The 470-nt window shown below is 60.0% G+C and carries 1 protein-coding gene; it reads left to right on the plus strand.

Annotated elements, in window-relative coordinates; translation table 11 throughout:
* Positions 1–470: sulfatase-like hydrolase/transferase (locus D7X32_RS44625; protein ID WP_147450547.1), on the plus strand; the 470-nt coding region annotated here is incomplete at both ends.

Raw genomic sequence — 470 nt, forward strand, 5'->3', positions numbered from 1 at the left:
TTCCTCAACAACATGATCGAAACGTTGGGCTTCGACGCGACACTGGGCAGGGACTACCTGTTCGACAAACACCTGCGCACCACGCCGGACGAGGAACGGCCGAAGTATCTTTCCGATCCGCAATTGTTCAGCGCGATGCTCGATGAGCTGGAGGCACAGCCCCGGGACAGGCCGTTCTTCGCCGCGGCCTACAACTTCCAGACGCATGCGTTCCTTGATGGCGAGGAGAAGTACGGTGACGGGGGGAATCAGGTACTGAACCGATTCCACACCTACGACCACAACATCGGCGACTTCCTGCAGCGATTCATGGCCAGCCGCCTGCACGAGAACACGGTGCTGGTGATCACTGCCGACCACTCGACCTTCCCCGATCCGCCGGCACAGCAGGCCGACCCGGATGTCGGCGGCTACTTCATCGATCCGATTCCACTGGTGATCTACTGGAAGGGTGTCGAGCACCGCAAGAT

It is taken from the genome of Corallococcus carmarthensis (genome assembly GCF_003611695.1).
GTDB lineage: Bacteria > Myxococcota > Myxococcia > Myxococcales > Myxococcaceae > Corallococcus > Corallococcus carmarthensis.